This window comes from Streptomyces hawaiiensis (genome assembly GCF_004803895.1).
Classification (GTDB): Bacteria; Actinomycetota; Actinomycetes; order Streptomycetales; family Streptomycetaceae; genus Streptomyces; species Streptomyces hawaiiensis.
The window spans coordinates 5410174-5425688 of sequence record NZ_CP021978.1; the positions used below are offsets into that span (position 1 = coordinate 5410174).

Annotated in this window: 15 protein-coding genes and 2 pseudogenes; 10 read left to right on the forward strand and 7 right to left on the reverse strand. The window is 72.0% G+C overall.

Annotated elements, in window-relative coordinates:
• Positions 1-410 precede the first annotated feature (410 nt).
• Together trpS and CEB94_RS25080 are read left to right on the forward strand one after the other, a co-directional pair.
• Positions 411-1424 carry a tryptophan--tRNA ligase gene (gene trpS / locus CEB94_RS25075; protein ID WP_175434338.1) on the forward strand — a complete coding sequence of 338 codons (1014 nt, stop codon included), beginning with the start codon at positions 411-413 and terminating at the stop codon, positions 1422-1424.
• Positions 1425-1563: 139 nt separating this feature from the next.
• A complete protein-coding gene (locus tag CEB94_RS25080) occupies positions 1564-2142 on the forward strand; it encodes a 2'-5' RNA ligase family protein (RefSeq protein ID WP_175434339.1) in 579 nt (192 codons plus the stop codon).
• A gap of 12 nt (positions 2143-2154) precedes the next feature.
• Here the strand turns inward: CEB94_RS25080 and dprE2 are convergent, their stop codons facing one another.
• The gene (dprE2, locus tag CEB94_RS25085) at positions 2155-2910 is read right to left on the reverse strand and encodes a decaprenylphospho-beta-D-erythro-pentofuranosid-2-ulose 2-reductase (RefSeq protein WP_175434340.1); all 756 of its coding nucleotides are present in this window, start codon (positions 2908-2910) and stop codon (positions 2155-2157) included.
• Positions 2911-2932: 22 nt separating this feature from the next.
• Positions 2933-4315: a decaprenylphosphoryl-beta-D-ribose oxidase gene (gene dprE1 / locus CEB94_RS25090; RefSeq protein ID WP_175434341.1), complete on the reverse strand. Its 1383-nt coding sequence runs from the start codon at positions 4313-4315 to the stop codon at positions 2933-2935.
• 133 nt (positions 4316-4448) lie between these two features.
• On the opposite strand from dprE1, the gene CEB94_RS25095 reads away from it, so the two are divergent.
• The 4 genes from CEB94_RS25095 to CEB94_RS25110 are packed head-to-tail and all read left to right on the forward strand — an operon-like array spanning position 4449 to position 7273.
• Positions 4449-4970: a phosphatase PAP2 family protein gene (locus CEB94_RS25095; RefSeq protein ID WP_175434342.1), complete on the forward strand. Its 522-nt coding sequence runs from the start codon at positions 4449-4451 to the stop codon at positions 4968-4970.
• The gene (locus CEB94_RS25100) at positions 4963-5907 is read left to right on the forward strand and encodes a decaprenyl-phosphate phosphoribosyltransferase (protein ID WP_175434343.1); all 945 of its coding nucleotides are present in this window, start codon (positions 4963-4965) and stop codon (positions 5905-5907) included. The genes CEB94_RS25095 and CEB94_RS25100 overlap by 8 nt, the downstream gene beginning before the upstream one ends.
• Positions 5904-6356: a GtrA family protein gene (locus tag CEB94_RS25105; RefSeq protein WP_175434344.1), complete on the forward strand. Its 453-nt coding sequence runs from the start codon at positions 5904-5906 to the stop codon at positions 6354-6356. Before CEB94_RS25100 ends, CEB94_RS25105 begins: the two co-directional genes overlap by 4 nt.
• Positions 6344-7273 (forward strand): YihY/virulence factor BrkB family protein, encoded by a 930-nt coding sequence (locus CEB94_RS25110; RefSeq protein WP_175434345.1) that lies wholly within the window; start codon positions 6344-6346, stop codon positions 7271-7273. The genes CEB94_RS25105 and CEB94_RS25110 overlap by 13 nt, the downstream gene beginning before the upstream one ends.
• On the opposite strand, the gene CEB94_RS25115 is transcribed toward CEB94_RS25110, so the two are convergent.
• Entirely contained in the window at positions 7209-8528 is a 1320-nt protein-coding gene (locus CEB94_RS25115) for a D-alanyl-D-alanine carboxypeptidase family protein (protein WP_246111910.1), read from the reverse strand. The two genes, CEB94_RS25110 and CEB94_RS25115, sit on opposite strands and share 65 nt — an antisense overlap.
• A gap of 172 nt (positions 8529-8700) precedes the next feature.
• On the opposite strand from CEB94_RS25115, the gene CEB94_RS25120 reads away from it, so the two are divergent.
• The 3 genes and pseudogenes from CEB94_RS25120 (at position 8701) to CEB94_RS25130 (ending at position 12380) form a co-directional block, all read left to right on the forward strand.
• On the forward strand, positions 8701-8940 hold the full coding sequence (locus tag CEB94_RS25120; RefSeq protein ID WP_030842131.1) for an SCO4848 family membrane protein: 240 nt from the start codon (positions 8701-8703) through the stop codon (positions 8938-8940).
• 23 nt (positions 8941-8963) lie between these two features.
• Positions 8964-10634, forward strand: a complete 1671-nt coding sequence (locus tag CEB94_RS25125) for a metallophosphoesterase (protein ID WP_175434347.1) — start codon at positions 8964-8966, stop codon at positions 10632-10634.
• 190 nt (positions 10635-10824) lie between these two features.
• Positions 10825-12380, forward strand: a pseudogene (locus CEB94_RS25130) (ABC transporter substrate-binding protein).
• Positions 12381-12399: 19 nt separating this feature from the next.
• Here the strand turns inward: CEB94_RS25130 and CEB94_RS25135 are convergent.
• From CEB94_RS25135 to CEB94_RS25145, 3 genes are read right to left on the reverse strand one after another with little or no spacing between them, the layout of a single operon-like run.
• Complete coding sequence (locus CEB94_RS25135) at positions 12400-13146, reverse strand: TetR/AcrR family transcriptional regulator (protein ID WP_175434348.1); 747 nt, start codon at positions 13144-13146, stop codon at positions 12400-12402.
• A 32-nt stretch (positions 13147-13178) separates the two neighbouring features.
• Positions 13179-13673, reverse strand: a complete 495-nt coding sequence (locus tag CEB94_RS25140) for a thiol-disulfide oxidoreductase DCC family protein (RefSeq protein ID WP_175434349.1) — start codon at positions 13671-13673, stop codon at positions 13179-13181.
• Between the two features lie 12 nt (positions 13674-13685).
• Positions 13686-14093: a hypothetical protein gene (locus tag CEB94_RS25145; RefSeq protein WP_175434350.1), complete on the reverse strand. Its 408-nt coding sequence runs from the start codon at positions 14091-14093 to the stop codon at positions 13686-13688.
• Between the two features lie 207 nt (positions 14094-14300).
• On the opposite strand from CEB94_RS25145, the pseudogene CEB94_RS25150 reads away from it, so the two are divergent.
• Positions 14301-14873: pseudogene (locus CEB94_RS25150) on the forward strand (DUF7737 domain-containing protein); the annotation flags it as partial.
• A gap of 3 nt (positions 14874-14876) precedes the next feature.
• Here CEB94_RS25150 and CEB94_RS25155 read toward each other — a convergent pair.
• Complete coding sequence (locus CEB94_RS25155) at positions 14877-15488, reverse strand: Uma2 family endonuclease (RefSeq protein WP_175434351.1); 612 nt, start codon at positions 15486-15488, stop codon at positions 14877-14879.
• Between the last annotated feature and the right edge of the window lie 27 nt (positions 15489-15515).

The following is a 15515-nucleotide window of genomic DNA, read 5'->3' on the forward strand; positions in this document are numbered from 1 at the left end:
TCCGGTGCCCGCCACCACCGCGGTCCGCCCGGTGCCGCCCGCGACGACCATCGCCACATCGGGGGCGTCCCGCCCTCGCGCCGGAAGGCCCCGGCGGTCGTCGCCGTCGCGCACCCGGCCAGGGCCACCGCCACCGTCACGACCAGCATCCGCCGCACCCCGCCCCGGGCCCGCGCCATACCCGTACCGCCCCGGGCCCGTCCTCTGCCCGTCCCGCCCCGGACCCGTTCTCTGGTCGCTCCGACCCGTGCCCGCATCGGTCCCCCTCCAGGTCCACACGCGTCCGAGCACCGTCGTGAACGGCTCCTCCCGCGTCCTCACACCCTTGTTACACCGCCGGGGCCGAACGGGATCCCGGCTGTTTCCGGCCGGTTCCGGATCGGCCTCCGGGACCTGAGAGAATGGTGAGCATGGCCTCTGACCGACCTCGCGTGCTCTCCGGGATCCAGCCCACCGCCGGCTCGTTCCACCTCGGCAACTACCTCGGCGCCGTCCGCCAGTGGGTGGCCCTCCAGGAGACCCACGACGCGTTCTACATGGTCGTCGACCTGCACGCGATCACCATCCCGCAGGACCCGAAGGACCTGCGCGCGAACACGCGCCTGGCCGCGGCCCAGCTCCTCGCGGCGGGTCTCGACCCGGACCGCTGCACGCTCTTCGTGCAGAGCCACGTCCCCGAGCACGCCCAGCTCGCCTGGATCATGAACTGCCTCACCGGCTTCGGCGAGGCCGGCCGGATGACCCAGTTCAAGGACAAGTCCGCCAAGCAGGGCGCCGAGCGCGCCTCGGTCGGCCTGTTCACGTACCCGGTCCTCCAGGTCGCGGACATCCTGCTCTACCAGGCCCACGAGGTCCCGGTCGGCGAGGACCAGCGCCAGCACATCGAGCTCACCCGCGACCTCGCCGAGCGCTTCAACGGCCGTTTCGGCCCGACCTTCACCGTGCCGAAGCCGTACATCCTCAAGGAGACGGCGAAGATCTACGACCTTCAGGACCCGTCGATCAAGATGAGCAAGTCGGCGTCCACGCCGAAGGGCCTCATCAACCTCCTCGACGAGCCCAAGGCCACGGCCAAGAAGGTCAAGAGCGCCGTCACCGACACGGACACCGTGATCCGCTACGACGTCGCCGAGAAGCCGGGCGTCAGCAACCTCCTCGGCATCTACTCGACCCTCACCGGGGCGGGCATCGCCGAGCTGGAGGAGAAGTACGAGGGCAAGGGCTACGGCGCGCTCAAGACGGACCTGGCCGAGGTCATGGTCGACTTCGTGACGCCGTTCCGGGAGCGCACCCAGCAGTACCTGGACGACCCCGAGACGCTCGACTCGATCCTCGCCAAGGGCGCCGAGAAGGCCCGCGCGGTCGCCGCCGAGACCCTCGCCCAGGCGTACGACAGGGTCGGCTTCCTGCCCGCCAAGCACTGAACCCACCCCCGCGCACAGCCGTACCACCGAACAGCGCTGTACATCACTTCGGTTGCGCCTGCCCGTAACCCGGCCGTGGCCGTACAGTCGATAACCGGGTGGTCGTATCAGCGGCCACACTGACACGACAGGAGACGACGTGGGGACCGTAACGATCGGTGTCTCGATCGCGGTCCCGGAGCCTTACGGCAGCGAGCTCCAGCAGCTGCGCGCGGGCTTCGGCGACGCCGCTGCTCACGGCATCCCCACGCACGTCACCCTGCTGCCGCCGACGGAGGTCGACGAGGCCTCCCTGCCGGCCGTCGAGGCGCATCTGGCCGAGGTCGCCGCGGCGGGCCGCGCGTTCCCCATGCGGCTGTCCGGCACCGGCACCTTCCGGCCCCTGTCGCCGGTGGTGTACGTCCGGGTCGTCTCCGGCGCGGAGGCCTGCACGCGGCTCCAGCAGCAGGTCCGCGACCCCGCCGGGCCGGCCGCGCGCGAACTGCAGTTCCCGTACCACCCGCACGTCACCGTGGCGCACGGCATCGACGAGGCGGCCATGGACCGCGCCTTCGAGGAACTCGCCGGCTACGAGGCCGAGTGGCCCTGCACCGGCTTCGCCCTCTACGAGCAGGGCGCCGACGGCGTCTGGCGCAAGCTCCGCGAGTTCCCCTTCGGCGGCTCGGTGGTCCCCCCGCAGGCCGGGCGGGTGGAGCGCGGCTCGGTCCCCACCCGCTGACCCGCCCGCGGGTCAGACCGGCAGCCGCCGGAACACCCCGCGCGGCAGGTGCCGCAGCGCCGCCATCACCACGCGCAGCGCCCCCGGCACCCACACCGTCTCCGCGCGGCGCCGCAGCCCCAGCTCCACGGCCGTCGCGACCGCCTCGGGTGTGGTCGCCAGCGGCGCCTCGGGCAGACCGGCGGTCATCCGCGTCCGCACGAAGCCGGGGCGTACGACCATGACGTGCACGCCCGTGCCGTGCAGCGCGTCGCCCAGGCCCTGCGCGAAGGCATCGAGGCCGGCCTTGCTGGATCCGTAGATGAAGTTCGCGCGGCGGGCCCGCTCGCCCGCGACCGAGGACAACACCACCAGGGAGCCGTGCCCCTGGGACTGGAGCGAGCGGGCGCACACCAGGCCCGCCGAGACCCCGCCCGTGTAGTTGGTCTGCGCGACCCGCACCGCCGCCTCCGGCTCCCGCTCGTCGCGGGCCTGGTCGCCGAGCAGCCCGAAAGCGAGCAGCACCATGTCGATGTCGCCCTCGGCGAAGACCTTGCCGAGGACGGCCTCGTGGGAGGCCGGGTCGAGCGCGTCGAACGCGATGGTGTGCACGTCGGCCCCGAGCCCGCGCAGCTGCCCGGCGGCCTCCTCCAGCGCGGGGGAGGGGCGGCCCGCGAGCCAGACCGTGCGGGTGCGGCGGGCGATCAGCCGGCGGGCGGTGGCCAGCGCGATCTCGGACGTACCGCCGAGGACGAGCAGGGACTGGGGGAGGCCGAAGGCGTCCTTCATGACAGCAGCTCCTAGAGGTTGCTCACAGACTGAGGCGGCGGGCCAGGTCGGACACGAACACCCCGCGCGGATCCAGCTGGGCGCGCAGTTGGCGGAAGTCGTCGAGGCGCGGGTACATGGCCGCGAGCAGCTCCGGGCGCAGCCGGGCGTCCTTGGCGAGGTAGACGCGTCCGCCGGCGGCGGCGACCTCCTCGTCGAGTTCGTCGAGGAAGGCGCCGAGGCCGGGCAGGCCCGCCGGGATGTCCAGTGCCAGCGTCCAGCCCGGCACGGGGAAGGACAGCCAGCCCGGGTCGGACTCCCCGAAGCGCTTGAGGACGGCCAGGAAGGACGGGCAGCGGCGTTCGGAGATGCGGCGCACGATGCGGCGCAGGGCGTCCTCCCGGCCGTAGCCGACGACGAACTGGTACTGCACGAAGCCGCCGCGGCCGTAGACGCGGTTCCAGTGCGGCACGCCGTCCAGGGGGTGGAAGAAGGCGGAGATGCGCTGGAGTTGGCCGGTGCGGGTGCGGGGGGCCTTGCGGTACCAGAGCTCGTTGAACAGGCCCACGGTCGTCCGGCTGAGGAGGCCCTCGGGGAGGATCGCGGGGGTCGCCGGGAGGCGGGGGGTGCGGAAGGCGAGCGGGTCGCGGCGCAGGCGTGCGGGAAGCGCGTCCAGCGGCGCGTGGTCGCCCCGGGTGAGGACCGCGCGGCCGGTGGTGGCGCCCCGGGCCAGCAGGTCGATCCAGGCGACCGAGTAGCGGTAGCGGTGGTCGGTGGCCGCCAGCCGGGCCATCAGGTCGTCGAGGTTCGTCGCCCGCTCGGTGTCGACCGACATCAGCGACGTCTCGACGGGCTGGAGCCGGATCGTCGCGGTGAGGATCACGCCGGTCAGGCCCATGCCGCCGGCGGTGGCGTCGAAGAGCGGCGTGCCGGGGACGACCGTGCGGATCTCGCCGTCGGCGGTGAGCAGTTCGAGGGCGAGGACATGCCGGGCGAAGGAGCCCGAGACGTGGTGGTTCTTGCCGTGGATGTCGGCGCCGATCGCCCCGCCGACGGTGACGTACCGGGTGCCGGGGGTGACCGGCACGAACCAGCCGAGCGGCAGCAGCACCTCCATCAGCCGGTGCAGGGAGACGCCCGCGTCGCACAGCACGGTCCCGCCGTCGGCGTCGATCGCGTGCACACGGTCCAGGGCCGTCATGTCGAGCACGGACCCGCCCGCGTTCTGCGCCGCGTCCCCGTACGCCCGCCCCAGGCCCCGGGGGATCCCGCCGCGGGCCCCGCACTCCCGGACGGCCGTCGCGGCCTCCTCGTACGTCCGTGGGCGGATCAGCCGGGCGGCGGTGGGGGCGGTGCGGCCCCAGCCCGTGACGGTGGTGTGGTCCAGGCCCATGACGTCCGGGTCGGAATCGGTGTCGGCAGACATGTCCGTGACCGTATCGCCCTAGTGTGGGCTATTAGTTCGAGAACATGGCATCCCTCCCCGAAATGGGTGATTAATGGGATGTCGCTCAATATTGCCGGAGTTCAGGCCTGACGGGCGTGAACAGTGAGTCCACATGGACGACCTCGACGACCTGCACGACATGGACCACCGGATCGTTTCGGCGCTCAGGGAGTGCGGCACCGACCCGCGTGTGGCCGGCGCCGCGCGTGCCCTGTCCTGGGCGGGGGAGCACGCGGCGCTGTGGCTGGCGGCGGGGCTCGCCGGAGCCGCCGTCGACGGCGGGCGACGCGGCGCCTGGCTGCGGGGCACGGCCCTCACCGCCGCGGCGCACCTCGTCAGCATGGGAGTGAAACGGATCGTGCGCCGACCGCGCCCCGCACACGTCGAGCCCCTGGTGCGCACCGCCGGCCGGCACTCCTTCCCCAGCTCGCACGCCACCTCCGCGGCCGCCGCCGCCGTCGCCTTCGGCGCCCTGGGCGCACACGCGGTCCCGCCGCTCGCCGCCGCCGTGTGCGTCTCGCGCCTCGTGGCCGGCGTCCACTACCCCTCCGACGTCGCCGCCGGCGCGGCCCTCGGCGCCCTCACGGCCCGGCTGGGCGCCCGCTGGATGCGGGGAGGCGCCCGCCATGACTGAGACGGCCGTCCTGCGGCAGCGCACCCCCCGGGAGCGGCCCGCGCCACCCCGCGAGGGCGGCCTCCTGACCGGTCTCCTCAGGACCGCGCGCCCCAAGCAATGGATCAAGAACGTCCTCGTCATCGCCGCCCCGGCCGCCGCCGGCGAGCTCTTCTCCCGTCACGCCCTGATCCAACTCGCCCTGGTCTTCGCCCTCTTCACCGCCTGCGCCGCCGCCGTCTACCTCGTCAACGACGCCCGCGACGCCGACGCCGACCGCGCCCACCCCGTCAAGCGGCACCGCCCGGTCGCCGCCGGGCAGGTCCCGGTGCCCGTCGCCTACGCCGTCGGCGGCTGCCTCGGCGTCCTCGCGCCCACCGCCGCGGCCTGGCTGTGCGGCCCCACCGTCGCCGCCCTCCTGACCGCCTACCTGGCCATGCAACTGGCCTACTGCATCAGCCTCAAGCACGTCCTCGTCGTCGACCTCGCCGTCGTCACGACCGGCTTCCTCATGCGGGCCGTGATCGGCGGATTGGCCCTCGGCATCCCGCTGTCGCGCTGGTTCCTGATCACCACCGGCTTCGGCGCCCTGTTCATGGTGTCGGCCAAGCGCTACTCCGAAGCCGTCCAGATGGCCGGAAAGGCCGGCGCCACCCGCGCGTTGCTCACCGAGTACACCACCGGCTACCTCCGCTTCGTCTGGCAGCTCGCGGCCGGAGTCGCCGTCCTCGGCTACTGCCTGTGGGCCATGGAGGAGGGCGGCGTCCCGCACACCAGCGTGCTGCCCTGGCGCCAACTGTCCATGGTGGCCTTCATCCTGGCGATCCTGCGGTACGCCGTCTTCGCCGACCGCGGCACGGCCGGCGAACCCGAGGACGTCGTCCTGCGCGACCGCGCGCTCGCCCTCATCGGCGTGGCGTGGGTGGCGATGTACGGCCTGGCAGTGGCGAACTGGTGACCACGCGCGCGTGGCGGAGCCCCACGCTCCCGTGCCGCCGGGAGCTGATCGGCTTCGCCACCGTCGGTCTCCTCGCCTACGCCGTCGACCTCGCCCTGTTCACCGGCCTGCGCGGCCCCGCCGGACTCGACCCGCTCACCGCCAAGTCCCTGTCCTTCCTGGCCGCCTGCACGGTCGCCTACGCGGGCAACGCCCTCGGCACCTACCGGACCACGCGCGCACCGGGCCTGCGCCCCTGCGCCGTGTTCTTCGCGGTGAATCTCGCCGGAGCCGCCGTACAACTGCTCTGCCTGGCCGTCAGCCACTACGGCCTCGGCCTCACCTCGCAGCGCGCGGACACCGTCTCCGGGGCGGTCATCGGTATGGCGCTGGCCACAGTCCTGCGGTTCTGGGGTACCCGTACATGGGTGTTCCGGGCGGAGGGCAGAGTCGGATCATGGACTGGCTGAAAAAGCTCCCGTTGATCGGGCCGTGGGCGGAGCGGCTGATGATCACGCACGCGTGGCGGTCGTACGAGCGGCTGGACCGCGTGAACTGGACGCGGCTGGCCGCCGCGATGACCTTCAGGAGTTTCGTCGCGCTGTTCCCGCTGCTGACGGTGTCCGCCACCATCGCCGCCGCCACGCTCAGCACGGAGCAGGAGGAAAAGCTGCGGGACAAGCTCGCCGAGCAGGTCCCCGGCATCTCCGACCAGCTGGACATCGCCGGCCTGGTGGACAACGCCGGCACGATCGGACTCATCGCGGGCGCCCTGCTGTTCTTCACCGGCGTCAGCTGGGCCGGCTCGATGCGCGAGTGTCTGCGGGCGGTGTGGGAGCTGTCCGACGAGGAGGAGAACCCCGTTCTGCGCTACGGCAAGGACGCGGGTGTCCTGATCGGCCTCGGCGGCGCGCTCCTCGTCACCATCGCCGCCTCCGCCGTCGCCTCCGCGATGATCGGCTGGATCACCCGGGGACTCGGCATCGACGAGGGCGGCTGGAGCGGGGTCCTGCTGCACATCGCCGCGTTCCTGATCGCCGTCCTCGCCAACTTCCTGCTCCTGCTCTACGTCCTGACCCTGCTGCCCGGCGTCGAGCCGACGCGCCACCGCCTGTTCGTGGCGGCGCTGACCGGAGCGATCGGCTTCGAACTGCTGAAGCTGCTGCTCAGCGGCTATCTGCAGGGCGTGGCCGCGAAGAGCATGTACGGCGCGTTCGGGGTGCCCGTCGCACTGCTGCTGTGGATCAACTTCACCTCGAAGCTGGTGCTGTTCTGCGCCTCCTGGACGGCGACGCAGAGCAAGGAGGACGAACTCCCGGGCGTCAGTCCTCGTCGCCCGGGCGAGTCCGGCGGCGCACCAGATCCGGCAGCGGCCAGCGGCGGTTGACCAGGAACGCGCCGCCCGCGAGCAGCACCAGCACCCCGCCCGTGATGCCGAGCGCGGTCCCGATGCCGCTGGAGCCGTCCGCGGCCGGGGCACTGGCCACCGGCTTCGAACCGGTCCCGGCCGTGCCGCTGCCGCCGTCCCCGGAGCCGCCGGCCTCGCCGGAGGGGTTCGCGCCGGGCTGGGCACTGGCCTGCGCGGCGCCCTTGGGCGGCACCAGCTCGCCGACCGGCTGCACCTTCCCGGCCGCCTTGAAGCCCCAGTCGAACAGCCGGGCCGTCTCCTTGTAGACCTCGTTGTGCTCGGGCTTCTCCGGGTTCATCACCGTCACCAGCAGCACCTTGCCGCCCCGCTCGGCGACGCCGGTGAAGGTGGCGCCCGCGTTGGTGGTGTTGCCGTTCTTGACGCCCGCGATGCCCTGGTAGACGGGCACGTCGGAGTCGCCGGACAGCAGCCGGTTGGTGTTCTGGATCTCGAAGGACTCGCGGACCGGCTTGCCCTTCTTGCCCTTCTTCGTCTTCCCGGGGAACTTGGCGCTGACCGTCGAGGCGTACTCGCGGAAGTCCTTCTTCTGCATCCCGGAGCGGGCGATCAGCGTCAGGTCGTACGCGGAGGAGACCTGCCCCTCGGCGTCGTAGCCGTCCGGGCTGACGACGTTCGTGTCGAGGGCCTGGAGCTCCTCGGCGTGCTCGTTCATGTCCTTGACGGTGTTCTCGACGCCCTTGTTCATGGCGGACAGCACGTGCACGGCGTCGTTGCCGGAGCGCAGGAAGACGCCCAGCCACAGGTCGTGGACCGTGTACGTCTCCTCCTCCTTTATGCCGACCATGCTGGAGCCCGAGCCGATGCCCGCCAGGTCGGAGGGGGCGACCTTGTGCTTGGCGTCCCTCGGAAACTTCGGCAGGAGCGTGTCCGCGAACAGCATCTTCAGCGTGCTCGCCGGGGCGAGGCGCCAGTGCGCGTTGTGCGCGGCCAGCACGTCGCCGGTCTCGGCGTCGGCGACGATCCAGGAGCGGGCGCTCACGTCCTTCGGCAGCACCGGTACGCCGCTCGCCAGGTTCACCTGCGTTCCCGGCTCGCCGAGCCGGGCGCCGCCCACGGTCGACATCGACGCGGGGGGAGTGGCCGACGGGCTGCCCGAAGGACTTGCCGAGGGGCTGGGGGCGGCGACGGCGGCGGGAGCGGCCAGGGCGAGGGACGACAGGACGGCGGAGGTGACCAGCAGGGATCGCCCAGTGGTCTTCTTCGGAGCGGACACGGTCGGAAACGTACATGCCGTACGGGGGGAAGTCCCGTCTCCGGCCCCACCCCGCGAACGGAACCGGACAGGCCCTGGCGATACTGGTCTCATGCTGTGCTCATCCGGGGGACAACCCCCGGACCCCCGGCCGGCCCCGGGAGCCCGGCGCTGTGATGAAAGGTCTGATTCTGTGAAGCTCAGCCGCCCCGTCTCCTGGTTCCTGCTCGCCTTCGGGGTGTGGAGCTGGGTCATCTGGATCACTTTCGTCAAGAACCTGGTCGCGGACGGCAGCGGGCTCGCCTTCGACGACGGTCGTCCCACGGCCTACTTCTGGGTGCACCTGCTGCTCGCCGTCGTTTCCTTCGTATTGGGGACGGCTGTCGGGGCCATCGGGTTGCGTGGTCTGCGCGCACTGCGCCGGACGTCATAGCCGCGATCGGGAGACACGACACCGTGGTCATCGTTTTCGTACTCGTCGCAGTGCTGGTCCTGGCCGTCGTCGTGACGGCCAACTGGTACGTGTGGCGTCGCCTGTTCCGCGACACGACCCGCGGCCCGGGCCTCACCCGCCGCGCGGGCGCGGTCCTGATCGCCGGCGGCTGGGCCCTGGCGATCGGGGCCCTGGTCGCCGAACGCTCGGGCGCCCCCTTCTGGCTCCAGCAGGTCCTCGCGTGGCCGGGCTTCCTGTGGCTGGCCCTGTCGATATACCTGCTGCTGGCGGTGGTGGCCGGGGAGGTCATCCGACCACTCCTGCACCGCTTCCTCGAACACCGCGCGAGACGCACGAACGGGGCCCCGCGACCCGGCCCGGCGCCGACCACCGGGGAGCCGGCTGCGACCTCCAGGCCCGGCGCCGCCGCAGCCACGGTACCCGGCTCACCCGTGGGCCGTACTCCCGCGACCGACCCCCAGAGGAACGGCAGCGGCACCGCGGCCCCGACGGCCACGCGGCCGGCGGACAACACCGGCACGACCCCCGCGCCCGCGACCGCCTCGCAGTCGGGCGGCGCCGGTGGGGCGACTGCAGCCGCCGCGACGGCGGCAGCCCCACAGCCGGCCAGCGACGCGCCCCAGGCACCCGCGGCCCCGCCCCAGCCCGACCACGGCGCAGGTGCGCTCACGGCCGCGCCCTCCGCGCCGCAGGCGAACGGCGGCGGCGTGACCCACGCACCCGCACCCGCCTCGCAGCCCGCCCCCAGCCGTAGCACGACCGGCTCCGCGACCGCCCCCGGCCCGCAGGCCGACCCCGCGCCAGGCGCCCCCGAGGGCTCCCCGCGGTCCGCCGCCGGCCCCACCGGGCCCTCTCGCCGTCTCTTCGTCTCACGGGTCGTCGCCGGGGCCGCCGCGGCCGCTGCCGTGGGGACCGTCGGGTACGGGACGTACGGTGTGCTGCGCGGGCCGAAGGTCAAGCGGGTCACCGTGCCGCTGGCCAAGCTGCCGCGGGCCGCGCACGGGTATCGGATCGCCGTGGTCAGTGACGTGCACCTCGGCCCGGTCCTGGGACGCGGCTTCGCGCAGAAGGTCGTCGACACGATCAACTCCACCCAGCCCGACCTGATCGCGGTCGTCGGCGACCTGGTCGACGGCAGTGTGAAGGACCTCGGCCCCGCAGCGGCCCCGCTCGCCCAGCTGAGGGCCCGTCACGGGTCCTACTTCGTCACCGGCAACCACGAGTACTTCTCCGGCGCCGGACAGTGGGTCGAGGAGGTCCGCCGCCTGGGCCTGAACCCCCTGGAGAACGCGCGCAGGGAGATGCCGTACTTCGACCTCGCCGGCGTCAACGACGTCGCGGGCGAGGACGAGGGCCAGGGCCCCGACTTCGCGAAGGCGCTCGGCGACCGGGACACCGCACGCGCATGCGTGCTGCTCGCCCACCAGCCGGTCCAGATCCACGACGCCGTCGAGCACGGCGTCGACCTCCAGCTCTCCGGCCACACCCACGGCGGCCAGCTCTGGCCCGGCAACCTCATCGCCGCCGGCGCCAACCCCACCGTCGCGGGCCTGGACCGGTACGGCGACACCCAGCTCTACGTCTCGCGCGGCGCCGGCGCCTGGGGCCCGCCCACCCGCGTGGGCGCACCGTCGGACATCACCCTGATCGAGCTCGCGTCGAAGCAGGCCTGACAGCAGCGCACCTCCTGTGAGAGTGCTGTGAAACCGCACCGAAACGCCCATTGGTAAGTTCTTTCCCAACTCATCAGATCTCCCTTCCCCCTGCTCAAAATCCTGTGATTGGGTGAGCCCGCCACGAAGGGGTGTGGCATACACACAAGGGCCCCAACGGGTCTCAAAGGGCCTGGGGAGGGCAGAGCCGATGCGATCGGTTCGCATACGGATACTCGCGGGGCTGCTGGTCCTGGCCGCCGCGGGCGTGGGCGCCTGGCAGTTCCTGCCGTCGAAGGGCGACGGGAAGACCATCACGGTCGGCACGACGGACGGCGTCACCTCGCTCGACCCGGCCGGTGCCTACGACGCGGGCTCCTGGGCGCTGTTCAGCAACGTCTTCCAGTCACTGCTGACCTTCGCGCCGGGCGGCACCGCCCCCGTGCCGGACGCGGCGAAGACCTGCGCGTTCGCCCACGGCGACCTCACCACGTACCGCTGCGAGCTGCGCGACGGCCTCACCTTCCCGAGCGGCCGGGCGATGAACGCCGAGGACGTGAAGTACTCCTTCGACCGGATCCTGAAGATCAAGTCCCCGGTCGGCCCGGCGTCCCTGCTCGGCACGCTCGGTTCCGTGGACGCCGAGGGCATGACCGTCACCTTCCACCTGACCTCGCCGGACGCGACGTTCCCCTTCAAAGTGGCCACCGGCGCCGGCTCGATTGTCGACCGCACCGCGTACCCGGCCGGCAAGCTGCGCACCGACGACGGCGTCGACGGCACGGGCCCGTACACCCTCACCTCGTACACAAAGGACCACGACGCGGTCCTCGCGCCCAGCCGGCACTACCGGGGCGCCGTCAGCGGCGGCGCCGCCCGGCCCGTCGAACTGCGCTACTACGCCACCCCCGAGGCCCTGGACACCGCCTGGAAGGACCGGCAGGTCGAGGTCGCGACCGACCAGCTGCCCCCGGCGTCCTCGCCGGCCTCAACCCGAGCGACCCCAGCCAGCGCGTGTACGAGGCGGACGGCTCCGAGACCCGGAACCTGTACTTCAACACCCGCGCGGGCAAGCCGCTGCACGACCCGAAGGTCCGGCAGGCCATGGCCTGGCTGATCGACCGCGAGCGGCTGGCCGCCACCGTCTACGACGGCACCGTCGACCCCCTGTACTCCCTGATCCCGGCCGGTCTCACCGGGCACACCGCCTCGTTCTTCGACGACTACCCCAAGCAGGACCCCAAGAAGGCCCGGCAGCTGCTCACCCAGGCCGGCGTGAGCCTGCCGGTGCACTTCACCTACGGCTACGCCGAGGGCCGCGGCGCCGGCAAGCAGGAAGCGGCCGAGCTCAAGAAGGAACTGGAGGCGAGCGGCCTGTTCCAGGTCACCCTCAAGGGCTACGAGTGGACCGCCTTCCAGAAGCAGTGGGCGAGCGGCAAGCTCGACGCGTACGCCGTCGGCTGGGTCGCCGACTTCCCCGACCCGGACACCTTCGGCGCCGCGCTCGTCGGCACCGGCAGCGCCATGAACACCGGCTACAGCAGCAAGACCGTCGACCGGCTCATCAAGGACAGCCGGCGCTACGCCGAGCGGACCGAGGCCGACCAGGACTTCCGCTCGGTGCAGCAGACCGTCGCGCAGGACGTCCCGGTGCTGCCGCTGTGGCAGGCCAAGGAGTACGTCGTCACCACCGAGGACGTCGGCGGCGGCCAGTACCTGGCGGACGGCACGGGCGTGTTCCGCCTGTGGAGCCTCACCGCGCTCTGACGGCCCGCCCGGCCACGGCTCAGGAGCCGGTGCGCCGCCGGGCCGCCGGATCCGGGACGGCGTTCGTCATCCCCGGCAGGAACTCCGTGAACAGGTCGTGCACCTCCCGTACGAGCGGCCGCAGCACCCGGAAGCGGGCCAGGGCCACGCCCCGCGCGGTGAGCCGGGCACCGCGCTCGGCGAGCCGGTAGCTGCGTTCGCGCCCCTCGGTGCGGTCGAAGATCCAGTACAGGACGAGCCCCATCTGGGACAGCCACATCAACTCGGGCAGGGCGTCCCGCAGTTCCTCGGGCACCTTGGTCTTGGTGGCCCCGGCGAGCACCTCCCGGTGGACGCTGATGGCCTCCTCGCGCGCGTGCTCCGACTCGGGCGAGAAGGGGCTGAGCGGGCTGTCCGGGTCGGCGGCGTTCTTGAAGAACTGCACCGCGAACTCGTGGTAGGGCGCGGCGATGTCCAGCCAGGCCCGCAGCACCCCCGCCAGACGGGCCTCCAACTCGCTCTCCCGGTCCAGGATCTCCCGGACCGCCACCTGGTGCTCGGCGGCGATACGGTCGTAGAAGCCCTGGATCAGGTGCTCCTTGCCCGCGAAGTAGTAGTAGGCGTTGCCGACGGAGACCCCGGCCTCCTTGGCGATGGCCCGCATCGTCGTCTTGTCGTAGCCGTGCTCCTGGAACAGCCGCATGGCCGTCTCCAGGATCAGGGCGCGGGTCTGCTCGGACTTGGTGGGGGTGGCGCCGTCGTCGGGGCCGTCGTTCTTCGCGGGCACGGGAAGAGAGCCTAACGTCAGCAGGAGTGCGGCTACCGGGGGGCACAGGTGCCGTCGGCGCAGCCCGGCGCGGTGTAGCTCCAGCCGCTGCCGGGGGCGTACGACCAGCCGTCCGCCCGCCGGTACACCCGTCCGCCCCACTGCGCCCCGCCGCGCTGCCCCCGGTGCCACTGCGCCCCGCGCCACTTGGCGGCGGCGAGCACCGCGCCCTTGGCGAGCCGGGCGCCGGACGGGGTGCTCAGCCGGTGGGCGAGCGGCCGGTGCTCGCGCAGCGCCCACAGGGTGACCACCCAGGCGGCGGGGCCCCGGTAGACCTGTCCGGCGTCGCCGACGACGGTGATCTCGTCGAGGGTGGCGCCGTGGTCGAGGGCGGGGAAGCGCCGCCGGGCCTCCTCGGAGCCGGCCGGGACCGGCTCCAGCGGCACCAGTTGCGGCTGCCGCAGGAGCCAGTCGCGCAGGAACGCGCACAGGGAGCACTCGGCGTCGTACAGGACGGTGAGCCGGCGGACCGGTGCGGGTGCGTTCATGACGGTCTCCGCTCAGGCCTGCGCCGTGGGGGCGACCCAGCCCTGCGGCGGCACCGGCGGCACCTGCTCCCGTTCCATCGCGCCCCGGCGCCGGATCCGGTTGAGCACGTAGACGTTGGCCAGGTGCATCACGCCGAGCACCAGCAGCACCACACCGAGCTTGGTCGACAGGGCCTCGAAGATGCCGCGGGCGTCGGTGATGGTCTCGTCGTCGCTCAGGTACAGCGCGACGAACCCGAGGTTGACGAGGTAGAAGCCGACCACCAGGAGGTGGTTGACGGCCTCGGCGAGCTTCTCGTTGCCGTGCAGCACGTCGGCGAGGAAGACCCTGCCGTTCCGGCTGAGCGTGCGGGCCACCCAGATGGTCAGACCGATGCTGACCAGCAGGTAGATGACGTAGGAGATGACCGTGCGGTCCATAGCCCCACCCTTCTTGAACACGTTCAAAACGCTGTCGAGGAAGACTGTAGACCTACTTTTGAACATGTTCAACACGGTGGTCGCGGGGTGATTGTCAGTGGTGGCTCGTACGGTCGTCGGCATGGGAATCGTGACGTTCGTCGACGAGACGACGGCGGGGGAGCGGCGCACGGCCTGGGAGCTGGAGATCGCCGAAGAACGGCTGCCCCGATCGACGCCCCGCAGAACTCGGCCCACCGCTACGGCGGCGAGTACGCCATGTGGCTCCGTGACGGCCAGGACCCCGTCGCCCCCATCCCCCTGGAGGACATCCCGCCCCTGGTCCTCTCCGAAGTCCTGCGCGACGTCGACCTGTTCGTCGGCGTCTCCAGCATCGGCAACGACCCGACCTGGCAGGACGGCGGCCCAGGCAGCCGCTTCCGGGAGTACTGGACGTCGTACGGCTTCGGCGAGCTGAACCAGAGCGCCGAGACCCGCAGGCTCCTGCTGGAACGCCTGGTCCCGCGTCTGGCGACAGCCGACCGCTGCACCCTGGAGGGCCGCTTCCTCCACGTCCGCGGCGACCGCCACACCTACAAGATCCACCTGGGCTCGGGCAACATCCTCATGACCCCGAACGACCAGTACCTCTGCATCGTCCCGAAGTCCGCCCCGGCAACCCCCGGGACGGGCTACCTCCCCTACGAGGGCGACCGCATGCTGTCGGTCATCCTCAGCAAGGCGATGATGCTGGCGGCGGACACGAAGATCACGGACCCTTCGATCCTGAGCCAGTTGTGAGTGTCAGTCGTCCGAGCCCGACCGGCCCGCCTCCAGGATCGCGGCGACGTCCAGGGTGACTTCGGCGCCGACGGTGTCGGGGAGCGTGACGAGTTCGCCGGGGGCATGCGGACGGTGTTTCTCGTAGGAGTCCCCGGCGGGTTCGGTGAGGACATGCAGGCGCTGGTGCTTGCGATCGACGATGACATACACGGGGACCTTCGCCTCCGCGTACGCGGTGACCTTGGTGCGCAGGTCCGACCGGTAGTTGCTGGAGGTGACCTCCAGGACCAGGCGGAAGCAGACGGGGTCGTAGCAGTTGTTCTCGATGAGGTGGTCCCGGTAATCGGCGTCCACGAGGGACAGGTCCGGGATCGCGTAGTCCTCCGTACCGGTCGGCAGCCAGAGGCCGATGCCCTGAACGAGCTTCGATTCCGGCCCATGGAGGCCCGCTTCCATGAAGGGCAGCATGAGGTCGGTCAGGGCCACCGCGTGCGCGCCGTCAGGGGGTGGGGACACGAGGATCTGGCCTCCGATGATCTCGACTCGGTAGCCAGGGTTGCGCTCCATGAGCCGGTTGGCCTCCGCGATCAGCGGACGCCTTCCGTAAGGCCGCTCGACGGCTGCAGCGGACATCAGGGTGCCTCCCGTGGCTGGTGTCGA